At 66.8% G+C, this 25,457-nt stretch carries 19 protein-coding genes; 10 read left to right on the top strand and 9 right to left on the bottom strand.

Annotated features, from left to right (window positions below; translation table 11 throughout):
- Positions 1-116: 116 nt before the first annotated feature.
- The 3 genes from DLM85_RS20080 to DLM85_RS20070 form a co-directional block, all read right to left on the bottom strand.
- Positions 117-527 carry a hypothetical protein gene (locus DLM85_RS20080; protein WP_111479968.1) on the bottom strand — a complete coding sequence of 137 codons (411 nt, stop codon included), beginning with the start codon at positions 525-527 and terminating at the stop codon, positions 117-119.
- A gap of 90 nt (positions 528-617) precedes the next feature.
- Positions 618-1,049: an organic hydroperoxide resistance protein gene (locus DLM85_RS20075; RefSeq protein ID WP_207891068.1), complete on the bottom strand. Its 432-nt coding sequence runs from the start codon at positions 1,047-1,049 to the stop codon at positions 618-620.
- Positions 1,050-1,081: 32 nt separating this feature from the next.
- Complete coding sequence (locus DLM85_RS20070; RefSeq protein WP_111480089.1) at positions 1,082-1,531, bottom strand: MarR family winged helix-turn-helix transcriptional regulator; 450 nt, start codon at positions 1,529-1,531, stop codon at positions 1,082-1,084.
- A 186-nt stretch (positions 1,532-1,717) separates the two neighbouring features.
- Between DLM85_RS20070 and DLM85_RS20065 the strand changes: the two genes are divergently transcribed.
- From DLM85_RS20065 to DLM85_RS20045, 5 genes are all read left to right on the top strand, one after another.
- A complete protein-coding gene (locus DLM85_RS20065; RefSeq protein WP_111479967.1) occupies positions 1,718-3,043 on the top strand; it encodes a serine hydrolase domain-containing protein in 1,326 nt (441 codons plus the stop codon).
- Positions 3,044-3,419: 376 nt separating this feature from the next.
- Entirely contained in the window at positions 3,420-3,944 is a 525-nt protein-coding gene (locus DLM85_RS20060; RefSeq protein ID WP_111479966.1) for an LVIVD repeat-containing protein, read from the top strand.
- A gap of 7 nt (positions 3,945-3,951) precedes the next feature.
- Positions 3,952-4,725 (top strand): LVIVD repeat-containing protein, encoded by a 774-nt coding sequence (locus tag DLM85_RS20055; RefSeq protein ID WP_111479965.1) that lies wholly within the window; start codon positions 3,952-3,954, stop codon positions 4,723-4,725.
- Positions 4,725-5,408: a hypothetical protein gene (locus DLM85_RS20050; RefSeq protein WP_111479964.1), complete on the top strand. Its 684-nt coding sequence runs from the start codon at positions 4,725-4,727 to the stop codon at positions 5,406-5,408. Before DLM85_RS20055 ends, DLM85_RS20050 begins: the two co-directional genes overlap by 1 nt.
- A gap of 228 nt (positions 5,409-5,636) precedes the next feature.
- Complete coding sequence (locus tag DLM85_RS20045; protein ID WP_111479963.1) at positions 5,637-8,069, top strand: alpha/beta hydrolase family protein; 2,433 nt, start codon at positions 5,637-5,639, stop codon at positions 8,067-8,069.
- A 73-nt stretch (positions 8,070-8,142) separates the two neighbouring features.
- Here the strand turns inward: DLM85_RS20045 and DLM85_RS20040 are convergent, their stop codons facing one another.
- Together DLM85_RS20040 and DLM85_RS20035 are read right to left on the bottom strand one after the other, a co-directional pair.
- Positions 8,143-10,755: a pectinesterase family protein gene (locus tag DLM85_RS20040; RefSeq protein WP_111479962.1), complete on the bottom strand. Its 2,613-nt coding sequence runs from the start codon at positions 10,753-10,755 to the stop codon at positions 8,143-8,145.
- Between the two features lie 191 nt (positions 10,756-10,946).
- The gene (locus DLM85_RS20035) at positions 10,947-11,300 is read right to left on the bottom strand and encodes a winged helix-turn-helix transcriptional regulator (RefSeq protein WP_111479961.1); all 354 of its coding nucleotides are present in this window, start codon (positions 11,298-11,300) and stop codon (positions 10,947-10,949) included.
- A 168-nt stretch (positions 11,301-11,468) separates the two neighbouring features.
- Between DLM85_RS20035 and DLM85_RS20030 the strand changes: the two genes are divergently transcribed.
- The 4 genes from DLM85_RS20030 (at position 11,469) to DLM85_RS20015 (ending at position 16,436) form a co-directional block, all read left to right on the top strand.
- Positions 11,469-12,185, top strand: a complete 717-nt coding sequence (locus DLM85_RS20030) for a pirin family protein (protein WP_111479960.1) — start codon at positions 11,469-11,471, stop codon at positions 12,183-12,185.
- Between the two features lie 60 nt (positions 12,186-12,245).
- Positions 12,246-12,644, top strand: coding sequence for an OsmC family protein (locus tag DLM85_RS20025; RefSeq protein ID WP_111479959.1), 399 nt, complete (start codon positions 12,246-12,248; stop codon positions 12,642-12,644).
- 280 nt (positions 12,645-12,924) lie between these two features.
- Positions 12,925-14,685 carry an OmpA family protein gene (locus DLM85_RS26245; RefSeq protein ID WP_111479958.1) on the top strand — a complete coding sequence of 587 codons (1,761 nt, stop codon included), beginning with the start codon at positions 12,925-12,927 and terminating at the stop codon, positions 14,683-14,685.
- Between the two features lie 170 nt (positions 14,686-14,855).
- Complete coding sequence (locus DLM85_RS20015; protein WP_111479957.1) at positions 14,856-16,436, top strand: OmpA family protein; 1,581 nt, start codon at positions 14,856-14,858, stop codon at positions 16,434-16,436.
- 167 nt (positions 16,437-16,603) lie between these two features.
- Here DLM85_RS20015 and DLM85_RS20010 read toward each other — a convergent pair whose 3' ends face one another.
- Together DLM85_RS20010 and DLM85_RS20005 are read right to left on the bottom strand one after the other, a co-directional pair.
- Positions 16,604-17,200 carry a nitroreductase family protein gene (locus DLM85_RS20010; RefSeq protein ID WP_111479956.1) on the bottom strand — a complete coding sequence of 199 codons (597 nt, stop codon included), beginning with the start codon at positions 17,198-17,200 and terminating at the stop codon, positions 16,604-16,606.
- Positions 17,201-17,255: 55 nt separating this feature from the next.
- Positions 17,256-19,280 (bottom strand): monovalent cation:proton antiporter family protein, encoded by a 2,025-nt coding sequence (locus DLM85_RS20005; protein WP_111479955.1) that lies wholly within the window; start codon positions 19,278-19,280, stop codon positions 17,256-17,258.
- A gap of 336 nt (positions 19,281-19,616) precedes the next feature.
- Here DLM85_RS20005 and DLM85_RS20000 point away from each other — a divergent pair, with 336 nt between their 5' ends.
- Positions 19,617-20,936, top strand: coding sequence for a hypothetical protein (locus DLM85_RS20000; RefSeq protein WP_111479954.1), 1,320 nt, complete (start codon positions 19,617-19,619; stop codon positions 20,934-20,936).
- A 365-nt stretch (positions 20,937-21,301) separates the two neighbouring features.
- Here DLM85_RS20000 and DLM85_RS19995 read toward each other — a convergent pair whose 3' ends face one another.
- Positions 21,302-21,781, bottom strand: coding sequence for a hypothetical protein (locus tag DLM85_RS19995; protein ID WP_111479953.1), 480 nt, complete (start codon positions 21,779-21,781; stop codon positions 21,302-21,304).
- A 319-nt stretch (positions 21,782-22,100) separates the two neighbouring features.
- Positions 22,101-25,334: an efflux RND transporter permease subunit gene (locus tag DLM85_RS19990; RefSeq protein ID WP_111479952.1), complete on the bottom strand. Its 3,234-nt coding sequence runs from the start codon at positions 25,332-25,334 to the stop codon at positions 22,101-22,103.
- Positions 25,335-25,457: the final 123 nt, after the last annotated feature.

Raw genomic sequence — 25,457 nt, 5'->3', positions numbered from 1 at the left:
GCCTGCGCCCCGGCGGGACGCAGCACGGCCATCAGCAAAGGCCAACCGAACTGCCACGGGCCGCACGGCCTTCCCGCAGGAAAGCGCGCCGGCGCCGCCCAAGCCGGGCCGCTAGCTTACGCCCGACTTGCCGCGAAGGCAGCCGCCCCGCGCGGGGGCTGGAAACAGGGCCGCGAAATGCCCCGCGGGGCCGAGGCCACGTACTCGCCGCGGTACTGCCGGGCCTCCGCAAACTCGGGCAGCTGGGGCTGCAGGGGCAGGCGCAGCGCGGGCGGCAGGGCCATGGCCGGGGCCTGGTGCAGGCAGCAGTGCAGCGGCAGCTGCGCGTGGTCGTGCTGGTGCTCCTGGTTGTGGCGGCCGGCGTAGTGGTCGTAGAGGAAGCGCCACACCGAGTTGGTGGCGTGCTGCTCCTGGTAGTGGCTGATGAGCACGGGCAGCTTCACCAGCTCCAGCACGTTGCCGGCGGGCATCAGGCCCGCCACGAACAGGTGCAGGCTCAGCACAGCTATGACCACTCGCTTCATCATTCCAGGGGCAAAGATAAGGCACGAAAAAGCCCCGACCAGCGAAAAGCTGCGCCGGGGCCTTGGGCCGAAGCTGCGCGGGCAGCCGCGGGCTTAGTTGGTGGTGGTGTGCAGGTTCACCTCGATGTTGCCGCGGGTAGCGCGCGAGTAAGGGCAGATCTGGTGCGCGGCGGCCACCAGGTCTTCGGCCTGGGCCTGCTCCAGGCCGGGCAGGTTCACGTGCAGGTCGGCCGCGATGCCGAAGCCGCCGTCCTCGGCCTTGCCGAAGTGCACGAAGCTCTCGATGCTCACGTCCTGCAGGCTCACCTTGGCCTGGCGGGCGGCCACGCCCAGCGCGCCCTCGAAGCAGGCGGCGTAGCCGGCCGCGAACAGCTGCTCGGGGTTGGTGGCGCCTTCCTTGCCCATGCCGCCCATGGCTTTGGGCGTGCTCAGCTCCAGGGCCAGCGCCTGGTCGTTGCTGGTCACCTGGCCGTTGCGGCCGCCTTTCACGTGGGCTTGCGCCGTGTACACTTTCTCGATTTTCATGGCAGTAGAAGAGAAATGAAGCCTTCCCAGAATCAGGAAAGCTGGGTTAGCAAATGATTGAGCTGCCCGCGCAGGGCCTCGAACTCGGCCGGGCTGAGCTGAAATTTGGCCATCAGGGCCTCCGGAATGCAGGTGGCCTTGTGGCGCAGGGCCTCGCCCGCCGGCTGCAGCCCAATGCGCACCGACCGCTCGTCGCGCGCGTCGCGGCGGCGGCTGACGAGGCCGCGCTGCTCCAGGCGCTTGAGCAAGGGTGTGAGCGTGCCCGAATCGAGCAGCAGCCGCTCCCCCAGCCCCTTCACCGACAGCTCGCCGTGCTCCCACAAGAGCAGCAGCACCAGGTACTGCGGGTACGTCAACTCCAGTTCCTCCAGCAGCGGCTGGTAGGCCTTGGTCACCAGCCGCGACACGGCGTAGAGCGGGAAGCAGAGCTGGTTTTCCAGCTGCAGCAGCGGATTGGGAGCAGAAGCGGCGGATTGACTCATGGCGGGCTGGAAGACGTTGCAAATGTATTGCATAAAATTATATTGCACACAATTTAATTGGCAACCGCTTTTATTACACTGATTATCAGGCCCGAATTTTCCATTACACATATAATTTTGCTGATATAGGCTAAACCCGGGGCCCGCGGCCGGCTCTAAGCCTCCGAATGTTTTTCCGCACCCCACATGACCAAACGCTTACGCTGCGCGCTTATCGGCCTGCTGGCCCTGCCGGGCTGGGCCCAGACGCCGACGCCGCTGTACTTTCCGCCGACCACCGGCCCCGCCTGGGCCAGCACCACGCCCCAAAGCCTGGGCTGGTGCCAGCCCCCGCTCGATACCCTGCTGGCCTACCTCGGCCGCCGGCACACCAAGGGCTTCATGGTGCTCAAGGACGGGCGCGTGGTGGTGGAGCAGTACTACGGCACCTTCACCCGCGACTCGCTCTGGTACTGGGCCTCGGCCGGCAAGTCGCTCACCGCCACGCTGGTGGGCATCGCCCGGCAGGACGGCCTGCTGAGCCTCACCGATTCGGCCTCGCGCTTCCTGGGCCGGGGCTGGACGGCGGCGCCGGCCGCCAAGGAGCGGCTCATCACGGTGCGGCACCAGCTCACCATGACCACGGGCCTCGACGACACCCCGCCCGCGCCCTGCGACAACGAAAGCACCCAGGCCGCCTGCCTGCTCTACCGCGCCGACGCCGGCTCGCGCTGGGCCTACCACACCGGCCCTTACCGCAAGCTGCAGCCCCTGCTGGCCGCCGCCGCGGGCCTGAGCATCAACCAGTACACCAACCAGAAAATCGGGGGCGTCATCGGCATGGGCGGGGCCTGGGCGGGCGACGTGTACTACAGCCGCCTGCGCGACGCGGCCCGCTTCGGCCTGCTCATCCTGGCCCGCGGCCGCTGGAACGGCACCGCCGTGCTCCGCGACACGGCCTACTTCCGCCAGATGACCACGCCCGCGCAGCCGCTCAACCGCAGCTACGGCTACCTCTGGTGGCTCAACGGGCAGCCCAGCTACCAGCTGCCGCAGTCGCAGCTGGTGTTGCCGGGCCCGCTGGTGCCCACCGCCCCGGCCGATATGATCATGGCCCTAGGCAAAAACGACCAGAAAATTTACGTAGTGCCGAGCCTGGGGCTGGTGGTCGTGCGCCTGGGGCAGTCGGCCGGGCAGCCGCACCTGGCGCTGTCTTCGTTCGATACCGAGCTGTGGCGCCGGCTGATGGCCGCCGTGCAGTGCCGCCCCACCGCCGCCGCGCCGGCGGCCCGCCGGGCGCCGCTGGCCGCCTACCCCGTGCCGGCCGCCGACGAGCTGACCGTGCCGCTGGCTGCCGCCTGGGGCCGCGTGCGCCTGCGCCTGCTCGACGCGCGCGGCCGCACCGTGCGCCACGCCGAGGGCCAGGCGCCGGGCCAGGGGCTGTCGTTGCGCGACTTGCCGACTGGCCCCTACTACCTGCAACTAATTGACCGACAGGGCAAAGTCATTCAGACCAGTCACATTATGCATTAGTATAATACTATATTTATCCGTGCTAGCCCCATGTAAAAACCCGTGCCTCCACGGATTGACCACCACGCAGGGGCGCTGTTACTTTGTCAACATCAAGCCGCTACCAGTTCCGCTACCGCTCATCCGTAACTCCGCTACCGGTCTTGCCGCCGCAAACCGCCCCGCCTTTCTAGTCAACTCGTGACTTATCAGGTTGCAAGAGCAAGCCCCTCCGCCGGTACGGAGGGGCTTTTTACTGTCCGGCCGGACCGGTAGCCGGCGCTGCGTATTTTTGTAGCCGGCCGGGCCCGGCTTGCAACGTTTGCCGGCCGCTTCGGCTCCTGCCTTCGCCCGCCGTCGGATACGGCACGGTGGCCGCGGGCGTGCTTCTTCCCATATGTCCAAGTTTTCCGTTTTGCTGGCCTTTTGCGCCGTGGCCGTGCTGCCGGGTTGTTACGCGCAGTTGGACGACCCGAAGGCCGTGGCCGATTCGCTGCCCGTGTACCGCCCCCTGCTAATGACCCGCGCCACGCTGGAGCAGGCCGTGGCCCTGTTGCCCCCCCGCGACGTGCAGGCGCCCGGCAAAACCTACTGCCACGGCGCCTACCTGCTGGTAAACGAGCAGTACGAAGGCATTCACATCATCGACAACCAGGACCCCTCGCGCCCCCGCAAAGTGGGGTTTCTGCGCATTCCGGGCAGCCTCGGCGTGGCCATGCGCGGCCCGGTGCTCTACGCCGATAACGCCGTGGATCTGGTAACCATCGACCTGACCGACCCGGCCAATGCCCGCGTGCTCGGCCGGGTGCGCAACGTATTTCCGGAGCTGCCCCTGCCCGAAACGGCCAGCGTCGAGCCCGGCTACCGGGCCGAGAACCGCCCGCCCGACGCCGTGGTGGTGGGCTGGCAAAAAATCCGGTAACGCCGCCATGCAGCACTTCTCCTCCTTTGGCCGCACCTGCCGGGCCGCCCTGCTGGCCCTGAGCCTGCTCAGCGGCTGCGCCAGCGCCGACCTCAGTCCGGCCGTCAACGATATCGGCCTGACCGGGGCCCGGGCCCGGTTTATCACCCTCGGCAACGCGCTGTACGTCATCGACGGGCAGCAGCTGCAGATCCTGGACCTGGGCGCGGGCGGCAGCACCACGCCCACCGTGGCGCAAACCGTGGCGCTGGGCGTGAACATCGAAACCATTTATCCTGCTGGCAGTTACCTCTTCGTGGGCACTCCGGCTGGTATGTATCTGTTCGACGTCTCGTTTCCGCTGCAGCCGCAGGCCGTCGGCCACTACGCCCGCGCCGCCAGCTGCGACCCGCTGGTGGTGGACGGCCGCTGGGCCTACCTGACCCTGCGCCAGGACCGCTCCTGCGGCAGCAGCCCCAACCAGCTGCAGGTCGTCGACCTGAACGACCCGGCCCGCCCGACGCTGGTGCGCACCTACCCGCTGACGCACCCCTTCGGCCTGATGGTGGATTCGGATTCGGCCCGGTTGTTTGTGTGCGACGAGGGCCTGAAGGTATTCGACGTACGCACGGCGCCGGCCCTGCCCCAGCTCGACGCCTTTGCCCTGGATGCCTACGATGTGGCCCCCACCCCGGCCGGCCTGCTGCTCACCGGCAAAACCGGGCTGTACCAGTGCCGCTACGACGCCGGCAGCCACAGCCTGCGCGTGCTGAGCGTCATTCCCATTGTTCCCCGCCCCTGATGCGCGCGGCCGCTGCCACCGGATGCCGCACGCTGGGTGCGTGGGCGCTGCTGCTGGGTAGCGCCGCCTACGCCCAGACGCCCCCGCCGCCGAAGCTGCCCGGCTGGGTACTGAAAGCCAACGTGTTTCAGCCCCTGGCCCGCGGCTACCACCTGGAGGCGGAAAAACTCTGGCGGGCCCACCCGCGCACCAGCCTCGGCCTCACGGCGCAGTGGTACCGCGGCGCCGTCACGGGGCTCACGGTGCGGCGCGAGGTGCAGCCGGGCGAGCGGGTGCGCGGCTTCGGGGCCGAGCTGCTGCCCCGCCTCTACTTTCCCGGCCCCGACGCCCAGCCGCAGTCGGGGTTTTACCTAGCGGCCGGGCCGCACGTGCAGCAGTTCCGGCTGCACTTTCAGGAGTACGGTTGGGTGGAACAGACCCGCCCCGACGAGCTGCCCATTCTGGTGTATTCGCCGCTGCCGTACACCGAAACCATCACCCGCTACGGCGCTAGTGCGCTGGCCGGCTACCAGGGCCCGTTGGAGCTGGGCCCGCTGATGCTGGACTTCTACGCGGGCATCGGCTGGCGCCACACCCGCTCCCGCTCGGCCCTGCCCGAAAGCCGCTACCGCACCTCCATGCTCGATTACGGCGCGCGGGGCTTGTACTTTCCGGTTGGATTTAAGCTAGGCGTACGGCTGTAAGCTCGCCGCCAGGCACCGCCTAAATCCTATTCCAACCACACCATAATACCGCTGCCAGCCACCAGGTTTCAGCTGAATGTCAAGCTATTTAGCCGCTTTAACCTCCTCTACAGAACAGTAATTAGCCAAACAATTATTACTATTTTACAATAATAGCCGCATCATTGCTGGATACAAGATTAGTATCTTTGTGGTGCCGCTCTCTATTTTACCGACTACTCTCCGAGCATGAAACAACTGCTACTCGCGGGGCTGCTTAGCCTCTCCACGCTGGCCCACGCCCAAGACGTGGGCTACCGCACGCCCCCCAGAGCCATTACCGACCTCGTGGACGCGCCCCTCACCCCGCGCATCAGCCTCTCGTCGGACGGTAAGTGGATGGCCCTGCTGGCGGTGCAGGCCATGCCCACGGTGGCCGAGCTGGCCCAGCCCGAGCTGCGCCTGGCCGGCCTGCGCATCAACCCGCGCCTGAACGCGCCCAGCCGGCTGAGCTACGCCACCGGCCTGATGCTGCGCCGCCTCGAAGACGGCAAGGACATGGCCGTGCTCAACCTGCCGCAGCCGGCCCTGATCAGCGACGCCGTCTGGTCGCCCGACAACAGCAAGCTCGCGCTCAGCATTGCCAACAACGCGGGGGCCGAGGGCCGTACCGAGCTGTGGGTGGTGGATCTGAACAACTTTATGGCCCGGCGCCTGGCCGGCGTGTCGCTGAACGCCGTGTTCGGCACGCCCTTCGAGTGGCTGTCCGACAACCAGACGCTCATCGTGCGGGCGCTGGTGGCGGGCCGCGGCGCGGCCCCGAGCACCACGGCCGCGCCCACCGGGCCCGCCGTGCAGGAAAACGTGGGCCGCAAAACCGGCGCCCGCACCTACCAGGACTTGCTGCGCAACCCCACCGACGAGCGGCTGCTCGATTTCTACGCCACCTCGCAGATGGTGAAGGTGTCGCTCGACGGCAAGCTGCAGCCCATCAGCCAGCCCGGCCTGATTCAGTCGGCGGTGCCCTCGCCCAACGGCAAGTACCTGCTGGTGAAGACGCGCCACCGGCCTTTCTCCTACTCCCTGCCCCTGAGCAGCTTTCCGCTGAAAGTGGAGCTGTACGACGTGGCCACCGGCGACCCGCTGAAAACCCTGGCCGACCTGCCCCTGGCCGACGAAGTGCCCACGGCCTTCGACGCGGTGCCCACCGGGCAGCGGGAGCACGGCTGGCGCGCCGATGTGCCCGCCTCCCTGTTCTGGGCCGAAGCCCAGGACGGCGGCGACCCAAAGGCCGAAGCCGCCATCCGCGACAAGGTATTCACCCTCACGGCGCCCTTCATGGGCACGCCCGAGGAATTTGCGGCCCTACCCCTGCGCTACGACGGCGTGAGCTGGGGCAACAACTCGGTGGCGCTGCTCTACGGCTCGCGCTGGGCCGACCGCAAGGAAGTGACCTGGCGCGTGACGCCGGGCGCGCTGCCCTCGCTGCAGGTGCTCTTCGAACGCTCGTCGCAGGACAAGTACGCCAGCCCGGGCACGGCCTACACGCACCGCAACGCCCAGGGCAAACCGGTGCTGCTGACCGACGCGGCCAACAAAACCATCTACTTCCTGGGCCAGGGAGCCTCGCCCGAGGGCGACCGGCCCTTCGTCGACGAGTTTGACCTAGCCACCAAGAAAGCCACCCGCTGGTGGCGCTCCGAAGCCCCGTTCTACGAAGTGCCGCTGGCCATCCTCGACGCCGACAAGCACCGCCTGCTTACGCGCCGCGAGGCCATCGACCAGAACCCGAACTACTACCTGCGCGACAAGAGCGGCAAGCTCACGCCCCTCACCAAGTTTGCCAACCCCTACGCGGCCTTCGGCGGCGCTTTCAAAAAGCAGGTGCTGCGCTACAAGCGCGCCGACGGCGTGGAGCTGACGGCCAACCTGTACCTGCCCCCGAACTACAAAGCCACCGACGGCCCGCTGCCCACTTTGATGGAAGCCTACCCGGTGGAGTTCAAGGACAAGAAAAACGCCGGACAGGTGTCGGGCTCGCCCTACGCCTTTACGCGCGTGGGCTACGGCTCGCCCATTTTCTGGGTGACGCAGGGCTACGCCGTGCTGCAGGGCGCCAGCATTCCAATCGTGGGCGAGGGCGACAAGCAGCCCAACGACACCTACGTGGAGCAGCTGGTGAGCAGCGCCAAAGCCGCCATCGACGAGGGCAAGCGCCTGGGCGTGGTGGACCCGAGCCGCGTGGCGGTGATGGGCCACTCCTACGGGGCCTTTATGACGGCCAACCTGCTGGCCCACTCCAGCCTGTTCAAGGCCGGCATTGCCCGCAGCGGCGCCTACAACCGCAGCCTGACGCCCTTCGGCTTCCAGGGCGAGGAGCGCACCTACTGGCAGGCCCCGGAGGTCTACAACGCCATGTCGCCCTTTAACTACGCCGACAAGATCAAGACGCCGATTCTGCTCATCCACGGCGAGCTGGACAACAACTCGGGCACCTTCCCGATTCAGAGCGAGCGGTTCTACAACGCGCTGAAGGGCAACGGTGCCACCGCCCGCTACGTGGTGCTGCCCTACGAGTCGCACGGCTACGCGGCCCGCGAAAACGTGCTGCACATGCTCTGGGAAATGAACGCCTGGCTCGACAAGTACGTGAAGTCGCCGGCCACGGCGGCGGCCAACTAAGCGCGCTTAGCTCAGCAACAAAAAAGCCCCACATCCACTCGATGCGGGGCTTTTTTTGTCGGCAGGCTACCGGCTATTGCTTGCTGACGCGGGTGGTAAACTGACCGGTCGGACCGCTGTAGCGCAGCAGGTATTGCCCGCGTGGAAGGCTGGCCACGCTGAACCGGGTCAGGTGGCTGCCCGCGGCGCAGGCCACCACGGCCACGCGCTGGCCCAGCAGGGAGTACAGGGCAATTTCGGCCCCACCGGTAGCCGCCGGGTGCGCCACAGTCAGCTGCTCAGCCGCCGGGTTGGGATACACCTGCAGCACCTGGGCGCGGGCGGCCCGGCTGCTGCTGACCACGCCGGCTTCGCCCTTCACCACCACGTTTTTCAGGGTGGCAAAGCGGGTGGTCGTCGTGGTGGAGCCGCAGCTGAAGTACACCCGGAAGCTAAGCGTCTGCCCCGCTTGCAGCGTGACGCCGGCGGCCCCGGCCAGGGCCAGCCGGTACGGGCTGCTGTTGCTGTTGGTGGTGAAGATGGGCGTGGTGAAGCCCCCATTGGCCGTGCTCAGCAGGGGGCCGCCCGGGCCGCGCCCCCCGGTCACATCGGCCGAATCGGCGGCGAAGCCGCTGCGCGACCAGACCACCGCCAGCTTGGTGTTGCTGGTCGAGCCGGTGACGTAGGCGGCCAGCAACACCGAGTCGAGGCGCACGGTGCTGCCGGCGGTGCCGCGCACGGTGAACTGCTCGTAGTACGTGCGGCTGAGGTTGCCGCCGGGGCCGCCCACGGCCACCGTCCAGCCGCCGTCGGCCGTGGGCGCGAAGGCCTGGCCGTAGCGCGCAGAGTAGGGCGGAATGCTGGCCGTGACCGAGCCGTTGGACAGCTGAAACTTGCGTAGCGTGGGCGCGCTGGCCACCAGGCGGGCCGAACGCACGGCCGCGCTGTCCTGGCTGTTGCGCGTCATCGGCCACCACAGCAGCGGCACCGACTGCGGCAGCGGGGCGGCCTGGCTGGTCCCCGCCAGGGCCACCAGCTGACTGACCGCGCCGGCGCTGCTGAGGGTGATATTGCCGGCGTAAGCGCCCACAGCCGTTGCGTTCAGCCGCACGCTGATGGTGGTGCTGGCCACGCCGCCGGTGCTGCTTGGGGTCAGCGTCAGCGGGGCGCCACTGCCCGCCCAGGTGGTACCGCCGTTGGCCGATACCTCAAAGCCGGCCGGCGGGGTGATGAGCAGGCCGGCCGTCAGGTTTTCGCCCGCGACCAGAAAGCTCTGCGCAGCCGAAGGTTGCCCGCCGCCCTGCCGAAAAGCCTGCAACGTGCCGGTGGTGGTGATGGTGGGTGTGCTCGAAATCTGCAGCGTATCGGTGACGTGGGTAGCCAGCCCCGCTTTCGAGGCCCGCACGTAGTAGAAATACGAAGTGCCGGCGGCCGGAACGGGGTCCGTCGTGCCGAAGTTGATGTTGGTGGCTACCGTCGACGTGGTGGTGTAGAGCGGGGTGTAGGGGCCGCGCCGCGTGGCGCTGCGCAGCAGCTGGTACTGCACGCCGGCAATGGGCCAGCTCAGGTTCCAGGTGAGGTTGGAAGGCGCGGTGGCGGTGCCCTTCACCGCCCAGAAATTCGACACGGCCAGGTCGGGCGCCTGGTGGCCGCAGAAGTTTGGCACCACCGTGCAGGGATTCCAGCTGCCGAGCACGGCCGCCCGGGTGTACAGCGCGGTGTCGGCGTCGGTGAGCTGAATCGACCAGGGCACGCGCTGGCTGATGTTCACCAGGTTGCCGCTGAAGTCCCGGCTGTTGTACTCGGCGTACTGAATGACGCTGGTCACGGTGCCGGCGTCCCACACCTGCCAGCCCACGGGCTTAATGGAGTTGCCCATGGTGGTGTTCAGCCACACGACTTTGGTGTGCGAGCGGTCGGTAGGCGTCGAGCCCAGGTCGTTTTGCCAGGGGCGGCCCAGGGTGTAGGTGGTAGTGCCCCGGTTTTCGGGGATGATGCAGTGGCGGAACACGAAGCCGTAGGGCTGGCCCGGCTGGGTATTGGCCGCCGTGATGTAGCCGCCGCTGCCGCCGTCGCGCCGGGTGCGCGGGTACACGATGCAGTGCTCAAACACGCCCCGGCCGGCGCCAAAGATGAAGTCGACCACGCCGTCGATGTAGCACTCCTTGAAGTAGCTGCGGTTGCCGGCCTGCGAGTTCAGCTGCATCGTGTCCTGCCCGCCCAGGAAGCGGCAGTTCTTGAAGGCCACCCGGTCGCCGGTAATGTACATGGCCAGGCCCTGCGGGGCGTCGCCGTAGGTATTCTCGAAGGTGATGTTCAGCGCGCTGATGTCCGAGGCGTTGATGATAAAGCTGGACGAGTTGCCGGGAAACGAGGGCGTGTTGGCGTCGTTCCACGAGAGGATGGTGTTGGCTACGCTTTCCCCGATAAACTGCAAAAAGGGCTTGTTGGCCGGCACGGTGACCTTTTCGCGGTACTTGCCGTTCTTGATGAAAATGGTGTACACCGTGGTGCGGCCGGTAGGCGCGGCGTTGATGGCCGCCTGCACCGTCGTGAAGCCGCCCGTGCCGTCCTTGGCCACGACGGCGTTATAGGTTTGGGCGCGGGCGGCCAGGCTCAGCAGCAGGAGCAGGCTCAGGCTCAGCAGGGCCCCGAAATGCGCCAGCAGCCCCGGCCGCAGCCGGTACAAAGCGGAAAGGTTTGGCATAGAAGCAGGAAGTAGGGCGGGAAGAAATTTTCTTCAATGTCTGCCCGCCTGAGCCCCAAATAGTGCTATGCCGTATCCTTTACTTGTGCAATCGTTGCCGGGAACGTTGACAAGCAAGCTGACGAGCCGCCTTCCGCCCGCAATGCCTTGGTTGCTGGCCGAAGCAGGACAACGCCACGGCCCCGCCGGGCTTACCCTGCCACGCCGCCGCTGATAACCGCCTGGTTCTGCAGGCCCCAGTCCTCAATGGCCGTGATGATGGGACCGAGGGAGCGGCCGCAGTCGGTGAGCGTGTACTCGACGGTGGGCGGCACGGTGGCGTAGGCCTGCCGCGTGAGGATGCCGTGGCTTTCGAGCAGCTTCAGCTCCTTGATGAGCATGCGCGGGGTGATGCCCGCCACGTCGCGCTCCAGGGCCTTGAAGCGCAGGGTGCCGTGCTGCAGCAGGCTGTGGATGATGGCAAACTTCCATTTGCCCTCCAGCACGTCGAGCGTTTGGCGGAAGGCGCAGCCACCCGCAAGTTTTTTTGGATTTTCTGCTTTCATAACGGGCTGATTCCAAGCGAAAGTTACAGAACGTATAGTGATATACATCGATGTAACTACTTGCAAAAGTATAGTACGGGCATGCACCTTTGCACGACCAATCAGCGCCAACACGGCTGATTGCCTGAGGCTTGCACCTTCGCACCGTCATTATTCCGCCCTTTCGTTATGGCACGTTCTGTTTTGCACCCGGCTGCTACCCGCGGCCACGCCAACCACGGTTGGCTCAACTCCTACCACACCTTCAGCTTTGCCGGCTACTACGAGCCGCAGCGCATGCACTTCGGGGCCCTGCGCGTGCTCAACGACGACACCGTGGCCGGCGGCATGGGCTTCGGCCGCCACCCGCACGACAACATGGAAATCGTGTCCATTGCCCTGGCGGGGGCGCTGGAGCACCAGGATAACATGGGCAACAAGGCCGTCATCCGGCCCGGCGACGTGCAGGTGATGAGCGCCGGCACCGGGGTGGCCCACAGCGAGAAAAACCACTCCGCCGGCGAGGAAGTGCAGTTTCTGCAGATCTGGGTGATTCCGAATAAGCGCAACGTGGCGCCCCGCTACGACCAGCAGACCTTCCGGGCCGAAGACCAGCACAACCGCCTGCAGCAGGTATTGTCGCCCAACGCCGACGACGAGGGCGTGTGGCTGCACCAAGATGCGTGGTTTCACCTCGGCCAGCTCGACGCGGGCTTCGGCACCGAGTACCAGCTGAAAAAAGCCGGCAACGGCGTCTACGCCTTCGTGCTCGAAGGCGACGTAACCATCAACGGGCAGGCCCTGCACCGCCGCGACGGGCTGGGCATCTGGGAAACCGACAAACTCGCCATCCGGGCCGACAGCGCCGCCCGGCTGCTGCTGATGGAAGTGCCCATGCTGGGGTGACGCTAACCCGCGGGCCGCTTCGGCGGTTACCTGGCCCGAACCCTTCTACCAGCGCCTGCCATGCCTACCATCACCGGCCACCTCGGCCTCGACCATTACGTAACGGACCTCTCCACCGACAGCGGCCACGCCCTGCTGGCCGACGAGCCCCTGGCCAACGGCGGCGAAAACATGGGCCCCAGCCCCGGCGAGCTGCTGGCCGCCGCCCTCACGGCCTGCACCTGCATCACCGTGCGCCTGTACGCCGACCGCAAGGGCTGGCCGTTGCAGCGCATCGAAACCGAGGTGAGCTTCGCGCCCACCGCCGACCACGTGGTGCGCCACCTCAGCCGGCAGATTCGGCTGGCGGGCGAGCTGACGGCCGAGCAGCGGCAGCGCCTGCTGCAGGTGGCCAACGCCTGCCCGGTGCACAAGGCCCTGACGGCGGGCGTGCCCATCGAAACGGCCCTGGCCGAATAATTGCGCCGTTTTTTTTGCGCTGCCCCGCCCGGAAATATCCGGGCGGGGCAGCGTGTTTTTATTGGTATCCTCCTACTTCAATTACCGGGCGCGGCGGCAGCCGGCCGCACCGGGTGCCCAGGCAAAGTTGCCGGCGGGCTTGGTCGAGCGGGGCTTTTGCGCGTATGTTTAGTTTATCAATGCCGACGCCCGCCCGTCCCGACGACAACTTTTGGCGGGCCGACGGGTACTTGGGGATTCCCCGCTAAAGGTCAATTTGCCCGCTCAATCCGCGCCCCCGATGAAGCACACCTTACTTTCTGACCGTTGGCTGCTGGCCCTGCCGCTGGCCCTGCTGGCTGCGCCGCGCCCGGCCCAGGCCCAGACGCCCGAGCGCCACACCAGCTTCGGCATCAACCTCAGCGCCCTGCAGTACCAGGGCGACTACGGCTCCGACTACTGGAAATTCGACCGCAGCAAGTACGCCGGCGGCATTGCCATCAACCAGTACCTGGGCCGCGGCCTGGACCTGAGCACCCAGCTGTTTTACGGCGAGCTGAGCGGCAGCAACGCCCTGGCCAGAACGCGCTTCAACACCACCCTCATCAACGCCAACGCGGGGCTGAAATTCAAGCTCAACAACGGCTGGGCCCTCAAGGAAACCGCCTTTATTCAGCCCTACCTGCTGGCCGCCGGGGGCTGGACGTACACCAGCCGCATCGGCTGGGTCGACAACATCCGCTCCGACCGCGACCAGGGCTACTTCGACGTATTCGGGGCAGCGGGCCTTAATTTCCGGCTCGGGCCGGGCGTGGGCCTCTTCGTGCAGACCGGCCAGCACCTGCCGCTCGACGCCAACCTCGACGGCGTGAACCGGCCGGCCGACAAGGACCGGTGGGACGACCGGTTTCTGCAGCACACCGTGGGGGTGACCTTCAACCTGGGCCAGGCCCGCGACGAGGACGGCGACGACGTATCCGACAACAAGGACCGCTGCCCCGGCACGCCGACGGGCATTTTGGTGGATGACCACGGCTGCCCGCTCGACAGCGACCAGGACGGCGTGCCCGACTTCCAGGACCAGTGCCCCGACCAGGCCGGCACCGCGGAACTGAAGGGCTGCGCCGACAAGGACGGCGACGGGGTATCGGACGGCGACGACGCCTGCCCCGACGTGGCCGGCAAACCCGAGCTGCAGGGCTGCCCCGACGCCGACAACGACGGCGTGCCCGACGCGGAAGACAAGTGCGCCGACACGCCCACCGGCACGCAGGTAGACCCCAGCGGCTGCCCCGTGGCCGCGCCAGCCCCGGCGCAACCAGCCCCCGCGCCCGCCCCGACGCCCGCCGCCCCCTCGGCCACGGCCGATACCGACGGCGACGGGGTGCCCGACGCGGCCGACCGCTGCCCGACCAGCGCCGGTCCGGCCGGCAACAAGGGCTGCCCCACTGTACGCGCCGAAACCCGCAAGCGCCTGCGCGAAGCCACCCGCTTTATCAGCTTCGAGCCGAACCGCGCCGCGCTGCTGCCCACCTCGCACGCCACCCTCGAGGGCATTGCCCAGATCCTGCGCGACTACCCCGACTACTCGCTCAGCATTGCCGGCCACACCGACAGCAAGGGCCCGGCCGCCTTCAACCAGCGCCTCTCGCGCGAGCGGGCCGCCGCCGCCCGCAGCTACCTCGCGGGCCAGGGCATTGCCGAAGAGCGTCTGCAGCTGCGCGGCTACGGCCCCGCCCGCCCCATCGCGCCGAACACCACCGAGGCCGGCCGCGCCAAAAACCGCCGCGTGGAATTCGACCTCTTCCTGACCGGCGACCGGAACGCGGCCGAGGTGAAGTACGGCAAAGAGCCCAGCGCGGCCCCGGCCAAAGCCCAGCCCGCCAAGCCCGCCCGCAAGACACCGGCCCGGCCCGCCGCGCGCAGCAAAACGGCCGCCAAAGCGCCGGCCAAGCGCCCCGTTGCCCGCAAGCCGGCCCCGGCCAAAGCGCCGGCCGCCCAGGCGCCGGCAGCGAAACCCAAAGCAGCGGCAACGCCCCAAAAGGCTTCGCCCAAGCGCTGAAAACGGGTTTCGCACTGACAGCAAAACGGCCGACCTTCACCGGGTCGGCCGTTTTGCTGCGCATGAAGCGTAGATGAAGTCGGAGCCTCAGGCATAACCTTCGGCCGAGGGCGGGGGTATACGAGGCCATTCCGCCGCGGGTAATGTTGCCCGCGGAATGCCGCCACTTCATGAAACACCTTATTCCCAACCCTCGACTGCTGGTGCTGCCTTTGGCGCTGGCCGTCGTTCCGCTTCTGAGCCAAGCCCAGTCGGCTGACCGCAAAACCAGCATTGGGCTCAACGTCAGCGCGCTGCAGTACAAGGGCAACTACGGCTCCGACTACTGGAACTTCAGCAGCAACCGCTACGCCCCGGGCCTGGCCATCAACCAGTACCTGGGCAAGGGCCTCGACGCCAACCTGCAGGCGTTTTACGGCGAGCTGAAGGGCAGCCGCAACGCCAATACCTACTTCGCCACCAACCTGGTGAACGTGAACCTGGGCCTGAAATTCAAGCTCAACAACGGCTGGGCCCTCAAGGAAGACGCCTTCATCCAGCCCTACCTGCTGGCCGCCCCGGGCTGGACGTACACCTCGCGGGAAGGCTTCTACAACGGCGGGCGCATCGACCAGGATAAAAGCTATTTCGACCTGTTTGCCGCCGCGGGCCTCAATTTCCGCCTCGGCGAAACGGTGAACCTGTTCGTGCAGACCGGCCAGCACGCCCCCTACTACGCCAACTTCGACGGCGACCAGGCCCGCGACGACAACGGCTGGGACGACAAATTCCTGCAGCACACCGTGGGCCTGAACTTCAACCTGGGCCAGGCCAAGGACGAGGACGGCGACAAGGTGCCCGACCGCAAGGACAAATGCCCCGGCACGCCCGCCGGCGTGCAGGTGGATGCCAACGGCTGCCCCATCGATACCGACAAGGACGGCGTGGCCGACTACCAGGACCAGTGCCCCACCGAAGCCGGCAAGCCGGAGCTGCAGGGCTGCCCCGACCGCGACAACGACGGCGTGGCCGACAAGGACGACGCCTGCCCCGATACGCCCGGCAAGCCCGAGCTGAAGGGCTGCCCGGATGCCGATAACGACGGCGTCATCGACCAGAACGACAAGTGCCCGAACACGCCCGCCGGCGTGCAGGTGGATGCCTCGGGCTGCCCGCTCGACCGCGACGGTGACGGCGTGCCCGACTACCAGGACCGCTGCCCCGACCGCCCGGGCCCCGCATCGAACCGCGGCTGCCCCGAAATCAAGGCCGAGGCCAAGAAGCGCCTGCAGGAAGCCACGAAGTACATCAACTTCGAGTTCAACAAGGCCGTACTGCTGCCCTCCTCGTACCCGACCCTCGACGCCATCGTGCAGATCCTGAACGAGTACCCGGACTACACCCTGAGCATTGCCGGCCACACCGACAGCAAGGGCTCTGACCCGTACAACCTGCGCCTCTCGCACGACCGCGCCGCTTCGGCCCGCGTGTACATGCTCAGCAAAGGCATTCCGGACGCCCGCATCGAGGCCCGCGGCTACGGCGAAACCAAGCCCATTGCCGACAACGCCACCGACGCCGGCCGCGCCCTGAACCGCCGCGTGGACTTCGACCTCTTCCTCACCGGCGACCCGAACACGGCCGAAGTGAAGTACGGCCCCGAGCCCACCATGCCGGACATCGTCATCCCGACGACGCCCGCCAAGGCCACGCCGGCCAAAAAGGCCCCGGCCAAGAAAGCGCCCGCCCGCAAGCCCGCGCCGCGTCGCTAGGTTCTAGTCCGCTTGCTTACTGAAAAAGGCCCGCTGCACAGTGCAGCGGGCCTTTTTTTGTGGTGGTGGTGGAAAGCCAGAACGTCGTCCTGCGGTTCGCTTTGCTCAGGATGACGGGCTTATTTGTGCCTGACAACCGACCACTCGCACCTAATAACTCCCCGCTCTTACTCCGTGACCCAGCTCACCTTCTCTTCGATGGGCTTGCGCAGGTTGCGGCCGGGCTGCTGCTGCACGTAGCCGAGGTAGAAGAAGCCGAGCAGCTTGTCCTCGGGGCCGAGGCCGAAGAAGGCTTTGGCCTCTTCCGCGTAGGTCACGCCGCCCGAGCCCCAGTAGCCGCCCACGCCGTTGGCCACGGCCGTCAGGTGCAGGTTCTGCACGGCGCAGGCCACGGCTTCGATTTCCTCGATTTCGGGCAGCACGTGGTGGCGCTTCATGCCGATGGCAATGACGTGGGAGGCCAGCAGCGGATTGGTCGCCAGCTTCTGCGCCTTCTTCTCGTCGACGAACTCGCCGGCCTGCTGCCGGTACAGCGCCGCCTGAAACTCGGCCAGCCGCTGCCGCCCCGCGCCCTTGAATACCACGAAGCGCCAGGGCTCGGTGCGCTTATGCGTGGGCGCCCAGTTGGCGTTTTCCAGCATCCGCTCAATGATGGTGTCGGGAATGACGCGGCCGGGCTCGAACTGCACGGGCTGAATGCTGCGCCGGGCGCGGATGAGGGCGTCGAACTGTTCGGGGGTTGGCAGCGGGGTGTCGGTGGACATGGCAACGGGCAGCTGAAATGAGCCCGCAAGATAACGCCCGGCCCCGGCCCGGCGCCTACACCTCGGCCGGCTGCACCTCGTGGGCCAGGCGCGTCACCTGCTCGGGCTTGCCGAACACGTAGAGCGTGTCGTGGAGGCAGATGAGGGTGTCCTGGCCGAGCGGCTCCAGCAGGTGCCCGTCGCGGCGGATGGCCAGCACGCTCAGCCCGAACCGCTCCTGCACGTCGGAATGCAGGCAGCTCTTGCCGACGAAGTGCGCCCCCGGGTCGGCCTCCACGGGCACGGTGGCCAGCTCCGACTCGACGAAGCGCAGGTGCAGCCGCGACCAGGCCGCCTGGTCCAGCGCCCGGTGCCGCCGCATGGCGTGGCTGCCGTGGCGCAGCTCGTCGATCAGCCGGTCGATTTCGCACACCGGCACCAGGAAGCGGGCCAGCACGTGGGCCAGCACCTCCATCGAGGTTTCCTGTTCTTCCGAAATAACCTCGGTGGCGCCCACCTGGTAGAGCTGCTTCCGCTCGTGCAGGTACAGGGTGCGCACCACGATGCACACCTCGGGATTGAGGCGGCGGATGGTGGCCACGGCCCGCAGGCTGGCGGCCGGGTCGGAAATGGCCAGCATCACCACCCGGGCCCGGGCCACGCCCAGGTGCTCCAGCACGTGCTCGTGCGTCACGTCGCCGTACACGATTCGCTCCCCGCGCTTCAGGCCCCGGTGCACCTTATCGGCGTCGGCTTCGAGGATGATGTAGGGCAGCTTCATGGCCCGCGCCGCCCGCACCAGATTGCGCCCGTTGAGCCCGTAGCCCACCACGATGAGGTGGTCGGCCAGCGGCGGTTCGGGCGTGGCCAGGGGCAGCAGCGGGGCGGGCGTCTTGGTGGGGTGCAGGCGCTGCTCCAGGCGCTGCAGCAGCGGCCGGCCCATCACCCACGCCACGGCCGGCTCGGCCACCATCGATACCAGCGGGGTGAAGCACATGGTAAGCACCGAAATGGCCAGGAAAATCTGGTACTCATCGGCGGAAATCAGGCCAGCCTTCACCCCCACGCGCGACAGCACAAAGGAAAACTCGCCCACCTGGCACAGCGCCAGCGCCGCCAGCAGCACCTCGCGCACCGGCATGTACAGGAACGCGGTGGCCGCCGGCGTCAGCAGCGCCTTCAGCACCATCACGCCCAGGGTGATGAGCAGAATCTGCCCGGGGTGCTCCAGCAGCACGTGCACGTCGAACAGCATGCCGATGGACACGAAGAAAAAGCTGGCGAATATCTCGCGGAACGGGAGCACGTTGCTCACCGCCTCGTAGCTGTACTCCGACTCGGAGATGATGAGCCCGGCCAAAAAGGCGCCCAGGGCCATCGACAGGCCGGCCAGCTCCGTCAGCCAGGCCACGCCCAGGCAGGTGCCGATGATGGTGAGCAGAAACAGCTCGCGGCTGCGGGTGCGCACCACCAGCAGCAGCAGCCGCGGCATGAGGTAGCGGCTGCCGAGCACCACCAGCGTGAGCACCACCAGCATCTTGGTGAGCATGATGCCCAGCGCCATCCAGGAAGAGTCGCCGCCCTGCCCGCTGAGCAGGGGCACCAGCAGCATCATGGGCACCACCACCAAATCCTGGAAGATCAGGATGGCCAGCACGATCTGCCCGTGCATGGACTCCACTTCCATGTGCTCCTGCATGAGCTTGAGCACGATGGCCGTGCTGCTGAGCGCCAGCAGAAAGCCCCAGAACACGGCCGGGCCCGGGGCGCTGCCCGCCGCCATGGCCAGCACCGCCACCACGCCCACGGTGAGGCCCACCTGCAGCGTGCCGCCCAGAAACACGGCCCGCTTGATGCGCATCAGGCTGCGCACCGAAAACTCCAGCCCGATGGTGAACATGAGCAGCATCACGCCCAGCTCGGCAATGTGGTCGACCTTGTGCGGGGCCTTCACCAGCGCCAGCGCGTAGGGCCCGGCCAGCATGCCCGTCACCAGAAAGCCGATGATGGAGGGCAGCTTGATGCGGTTGAAGAGCAGCGTCACGCCCACCGACAGCAGCAGGATGACCAGTAAATCATAAAGAACGGAGGAAGAAGACATAAGAATAAAGGCCGGGATGCCCGGCCGCTTGCTTCTTGTAGCCGCTTGCTTGCAAGCGGCGCCTTCAATGCGCGGCAACAGCTGATGGTGCTCTTTCTCCCCAGCGCCCACTCGGCGCTACGCTCCCTCTTTTCCTCCCTGCATACGTTTTTGCGACGGCCAAAGACGCTTGCCCGGCTTGATATCTATCGTTCTGTGACTGATATCCGTCATATTCTCAGTGCAACTATTGCCCGCGCCGCCGCGCGGCCCGGTGGCCCCTCGTCCTGGCGCTGAGGGGCCCTGGCCCCACGTTGTGCCGCCCCTATCTTTGGGGCTCCAACACCCTGCTCCGCGATGAAACAGCTCTACTTTGCGCTGCCCGCCCTGCTTCTGGGCCTGGCCGCTCACGCCCAGACGCCCGGCGCCGGGGTGGGCATCGGCACTACCGCCCCCGACCCCAAGGCGGCCCTCGACATCCAGGCCACCGGCAAGGGCCTGCTCATTCCGCGCATGGACTCGGCCAGCCGCGCCGGCATCGGCACCCCGCCCGACGGGCTGATGGTGTTTCAGACCGACGGCCGCAAGGGCTTCTGGTACGCCGTGGGCGGGGCCTGGGTCTACATCCCCGACAAAACCAGGTCGGGCGACAACCTGGGCAACCACCAAGCCACCCAGAACCTGGGCCTCAACGACTACGACCTGCGCCTGCGTGCCGCCACCGATACCAACCACGGCCTGGGCTGGTACGGCAACGGCAGCAGCGCCAAGAGCTGGCTGGGCCAGAACGTGGACGGACCGGTACTCTACGGCAACGGCAGCGGCGTGCTGGGCACCAGCACCAGCGGCACGCGCCAGTCGGTGCTGACGTGGAACAACGCCGGCCGCGTGGGCATCGGGCGCCCCGACCCGCAGCAGCAGCTGCACGTGGCCGGCAACATCGCCGCCGACGGGCCGCTGGGCGTGGTGCTGGCCGCCGCCGACCGGCCCCTCGTCACCCGCGGCTGGGACGCCTTTACCTCCGGCATCTACCAGGGCCTCGGGCGCTGGGGCCTGTTCATGGAGCCCAACGCGCTGACCTTCGGGGTGCCTGATATTGCCAACAAGCGGTTTCAGTGGGTGCGCTACGGCGCCAGCTCCGCGGTGGCCAGCACCCTGATGACCCTGACCCCGGACGGCGACCTGCAGCTGGCCGGCAGCTACGGCTACACCGCCGCCCAGACGCGCGTGCAGACCCTGGGGGTGGGCGCCTTTAGCTCCAACGACCCCACCGTGTCGCAGGCGGTCATCCTGTTCGGCAGCGGCCCCGTGCCGGTCGGCACCACGCTCACGGGCAGCGGCCAGGGCACCCTGCTGGCCCCCCTGAAGCTGCCCGCGGGTGCCACCCTCACCAACCTGGAAATAACCGTGTTCGACGGCGACAACAGCACTGCCGTCACCACCCAGGCCCGGGTGGTGGGCCTGGCCGGCAACGTGGGCCAGGCCAACGCCGACGCGCCCAGCACGGGCTGGGTGACGGTGCCCCAGGGCAACAGCGTGGTGGTGCGCGGCACCGGCCCCGTGTCGTTGACCACCGACGCCAACCACGCCTATTTCGTGGAGTACCAGGCCAACCGCAGCGGCGTGCTGGCCCTGCTGACGGTGCGCGTGACGTACACCGTGACGGAAGTAGAGTAAGCGCCTTGGCTTCCGCGCCGGCCCGGCCGCCACTCCCGCTTCGGGGGGCGCGGCCGGGCTTTTTAGTGCTTGGATGATGCGTTAATTCCGTAGAGCGGCCACTACCACCAGGCCTGCCCGGCCGCTCCCAGTTGTTGCTCGAGTGGGGTCAGACCCCACTCCGGTACCCTCGACAGCTACCGGAGTAGCCGCAGTGGCTACCGCACTGGCTTCGTCCGGTACCGGAGTAGCCACCGGGGCCACGCGGGTACCCGCGGCGGCTACTCCGGTAGCTGCTTTGGCCACTGCTATACCCATAAAAACGACCCGAGCCGCCGAACGGGCAACTCGGGTCGTGGTTGCGGCTACTGCGGTAGCCGAACCGGCTACTTCGCCGCGCTGGGCTTGGCTTTGCGCTGTCCCTGGGCCGCGAAGCGCGACTTCAGGTCATCGAAAGCCGCCTGGGCGCCCTGCTGGTGATTGTTCGCCTGAAACTTGATGTAGTTGTAAATGGTCAGGGCATTGGTGTAGGCCTCCGAGCCGGCCACCATCAGGGTGGAGTCGGTGTCGAGGCTGAGCTGCTCCAGCTGCCGCAGGATGGGGGCCAGCGCGGCCAGGCCGGCGGCGTCCTGCTTCAGCTCGTCGAGACTGACGAAGGCGGGCACGAAGCCGGGGTTGGTGGTGGCGTAGTCGGTGGTCTTCTGCACGAAGGCCACGGTTTTGTCGCCCATGCGCAGCATGGATTTCCGCTCGTCCGGGGTCAGGGAGATGAGCAGCGGGCCCAGCTCGGTTTTGATAACGTCGAGGGCGGCCTGGACTTTTTGCAGCTTGGCGGCCGTCACGTCCTGGTTGAATTGGTTGGCCATAGTTGGCGGGTACGGGGTAAGAATGGGAGAAAAGACAGGCGGCCGGGGCGGGAAGACTAACGGTGTGTAAGGGGGCCAGGGCCAGGCGGATAGAGCGGGGTAAGGGGCGAAATATTAGGATAAAAGGCGGCTTGCGCAAGTCCCCGCCCCCTCGGGCGCGCCGGCCCAGCCCCGTCTGGTTTCGGAGAGGGGGTAGCCGCGGCGGCCGGGCTGGCCCCAAGGGCCGAAAAAAGACAGCGGGGCCGCCAAGTAGTTGGCAGCCCCGCTGTCGTGGTGGGGTGGCTCCCCTCTTCGGAGAGGGAAACGCGGCGGAAGGGTTCTACGCCGGCTGCGGGGCCGGATGGCTGCCCTCCCCAGCCGGCTCGTCGCCGTCGTGGTGGGGGCCGCCGTGCTCCTCATCGGGCTCATAGTTGGCTTCCAGCTCGGCCAGCTTCTTCTTGCCGTAGGCCAGGCGGGTGATGATGACGTAGAGCACCGGCACGATAAAGATGGCCAGCAAGGTGGCCGAGAGCATGCCGCCGAGCACCGTCCAGCCGATGGTCTGCCGGCTCTGCGCGCCGGCGCCGGAGGCAAATACCAGCGGCAGCACGCCCAGGATAAAGGCCAGCGAGGTCATCACGATGGGGCGCAGGCGCAGGCGCACGGCCTCCAGCGTGGCGTCGACCAGCGGCATGCCCTTATCCACCCGCTCCTTGGCAAATTCGATGATCAGAATGGCGTTTTTGGCCGACAAACCAATCAGCGTAATCAGGCCAATCTGGGCGTAGACGTTGTTGGTGAGCTTGGGCAGGAAGAACAAGGCCAGGATGGCCCCGAAGGCGCCCAGCGGCACGGCCAGCAGCACCGAGAAGGGCACCGACCAGCTTTCGTAGAGGGCGGCCAGGAACAGGAACACGAAAATCAGCGAGAGGGCGAAGATGTACACCGTTTGCCCGCCGGCCAGCAGTTCCTCCCGCGAGAGGCCCGAAAACTCGTAGCCGTAGCCCTGGGGCAGGTTTTCGGCGGCCGTTTCCTGCAGGGCCTTGATGGCGTCGCCCGAGGAGTAGCCCGGGGCGGCGTTGCCGTTGATTTCGGCCGAGCGGAACAGGTTGTAGTGCGAGATGAGCGGGGCCGACTCGCTGCGCTGGTAGCTGGTGAGCGTGCTCAGCGGCACCATGGCGCCCTGGTTGCTGCGCACGAAGTACTGGCCCAGGTTGCTGATGTCGCCGCGGTAGGCCGAATCGGCCTGGGTGACGACGCGGAAGTTGCGGCCGTACATGGTGAAGTCGTTCACGTAGGCCGAGCCCAGGTAGGTGCGCAGCGCCGTGCCGATATCCGAGATGGACACGCCCAGCTTCTTGGCTTTTTCGCGGTCGATGGTGAGCTGGTAGCCGGGGGTGTTGGCGGTGAAGAACGAGAACGGCCCGGCCAGCTCCTTGCGCTGGCGCAGCGCGCCCATAAACTTCTGCAGCGTGGCGTCGAAGTTCTTGATGTCGCCGCCGGCCTCGCGCTCCTGCAGCACGAAGCTGAAGCCGCCGGTGTTGCCCAGGCCCGGAATGGCCGGGGGCGAGATGACCACGATGTTGGCTTCCTTGAGGCGGCTCAGGCGCTGCTGCACGGTGGCAATGAGGCCCTGCAGCTGCAGCTCCTTGTCCTTGCGCTCCTCCCAGGGCTGCAGCTGGCAGAACACCGTGCCGCTGTTGGACTTGGAGGAGAAGTTCACCGCGTTCAGGCCGCCCAGGCCGGCGTAGTGCCGGATGCCCTTGATCTGGCTCATCTCCTTCATAATCTCGTGCAGCGTGCTCACGGTGCGCTCCGTCGAGGCCGCTTCGGGCAGGTTGAAGGTCACGATCAGGCGGCCTTCGTCCTCGGTCGGGATAAAGCCTGAGGGCTTGCTGCGGAACAGCAGCCCGGTGCCCGCCACGATGCACAGCAGGATGATGACCACCAGGCGCGAGTGTTTGATGCCGCGCTGCACGCCGTTGCCGTACTTGCCCGTCACGCGGTCAAACCAGCTGTTGAACTTGAAGAAGAACTTGTCGAGGCCCTTGGAGCTTTCGTCGCGCTTGTGGGGCTTGAGCAGCAGCACGCACAGGGCCGGGGTGAGCGAGAGGGCCACGAAGGCCGAAATCAGCACCGAAATGGCAATGGTAATGGCAAACTGCTGATAGAGGCGCCCGGTGATGCCCGGAATAAAGCCCACCGGCACGAACACGGCGGCCAGAATCAGGGCAATGGCAATAACCGGGGCCGAAATTTCGCGCATGGCCGCCAGCGTGGCCTCCAGCGGCGAGAGGCCCCGCTCGTTCATGTTATGCTCCACGGCCTCCACCACCACAATGGCGTCGTCGACCACGATACCGATGGCCAGCACGAAGCCGAACATGGTGAGCGTGTTGATGGTGAAGCCCAGCGGGATAAAGAAGAGGAACGTGCCCACGATGGACACCGGAATGGCCAGCACCGGAATGAGCGTGCTGCGCCAGCTTTGCAGGAACAGGTACACCACGATGACCACCAGCACCAGCGCCTCGATGAGCGTGTGCAGCACCTCGTTGATGGACACCTTCACCACCGACGCGGCCTCGAAGGGCACCACGTAGTCCAGGTCGGCGGGGAAGCTCTTCTTGAGGTCCTCCATCGTCTTGTTCACGTTCTCGAAAGTTTCCAGCGCGTTGGCGCCGGGGGCCTGGTACACCAGCAGGTAGGAGGCCCGCTTGCCGTCGACGAAGGAGTTGGAGGCGTAGTTGAACTTGCCCAGCTCCAGCCGGGCCACGTCGCGCAGATACACCACCGAGCCGTCCTCGGGCCGGGTTTTCACCACGATGTCGCCGAATTCAGCCGTCGAGGTCAGACGGCCCTTCACGAACACGATGTACTCAAAGGTCTGCCCCGTCTGGGCCGGCGGCGCGCCGATGGAGCCGGCCGCAATCTGCGCGTTCTGCTCCTGAATGGCGGCCGTCACGTCCTGGGCCGTCACCCCGAGCTGCGAGAGTTTGTCGGGGTTCAGCCACACGCGCATCGAGAAGTCGTCGGCCCGGCTCACGATGTCGCCCACGCCCTTGGTGCGCAGCAGCGCGTCCTTGATGAAGACGTTGGCGTAGTTGTCGAGGAAGGTGGTGTTGTGGGTGCCCTTCGGCGCGTACAGGGCCACCAGCATCAGAATGCTGGGGTTGCGCTTGCGCACCGTCAGGCCCAGGCGCTGCACTTCCTGGGGCAGCGTGGGCAGGGCAATGCCCACGCGGTTTTGCACGTCGAGGGCGGCGATGTTGATGTTGGTGCCCACCTCGAAGTTCACCGTCATGCTCATCTGCCCGTTGCTGGTGCTGTTGCTCTGCAGGTAAGTCATGCCGGGCGTGCCGTTGACCTGCACTTCCACGGGCGTGGCTACGGTCTGCTCCACCGTCTGCGCGTCGGCCCCGATGTAGTTGCCCGACACCGATACCGTGGGCGGCGTGATTTCCGGGTACTGCCCCACGGGCAGGTTCAGGATGGCCAGCACCCCCACCAGCACGATGACCAACGAAATAACGATGGCCGTGACGGGGCGCCGAATAAAGGTTTCTGCAATCATATTGCCTCACCCCCCGGCCCCCTCTCCAAGGGGAGAGGGGGAGCCTGACGATTATGGGGGTTGGTTTCGTCAGATGAATGCTTGGTTATGCTAGGTCGACGGTGGTCGGGCCGTTTGTCATGC

Source organism: Hymenobacter edaphi, assembly GCF_003258365.1.
Taxonomy (GTDB): domain Bacteria; phylum Bacteroidota; class Bacteroidia; order Cytophagales; family Hymenobacteraceae; genus Solirubrum; species Solirubrum edaphi.
This window is presented reverse-complemented; position numbering and strand designations above follow the sequence as displayed.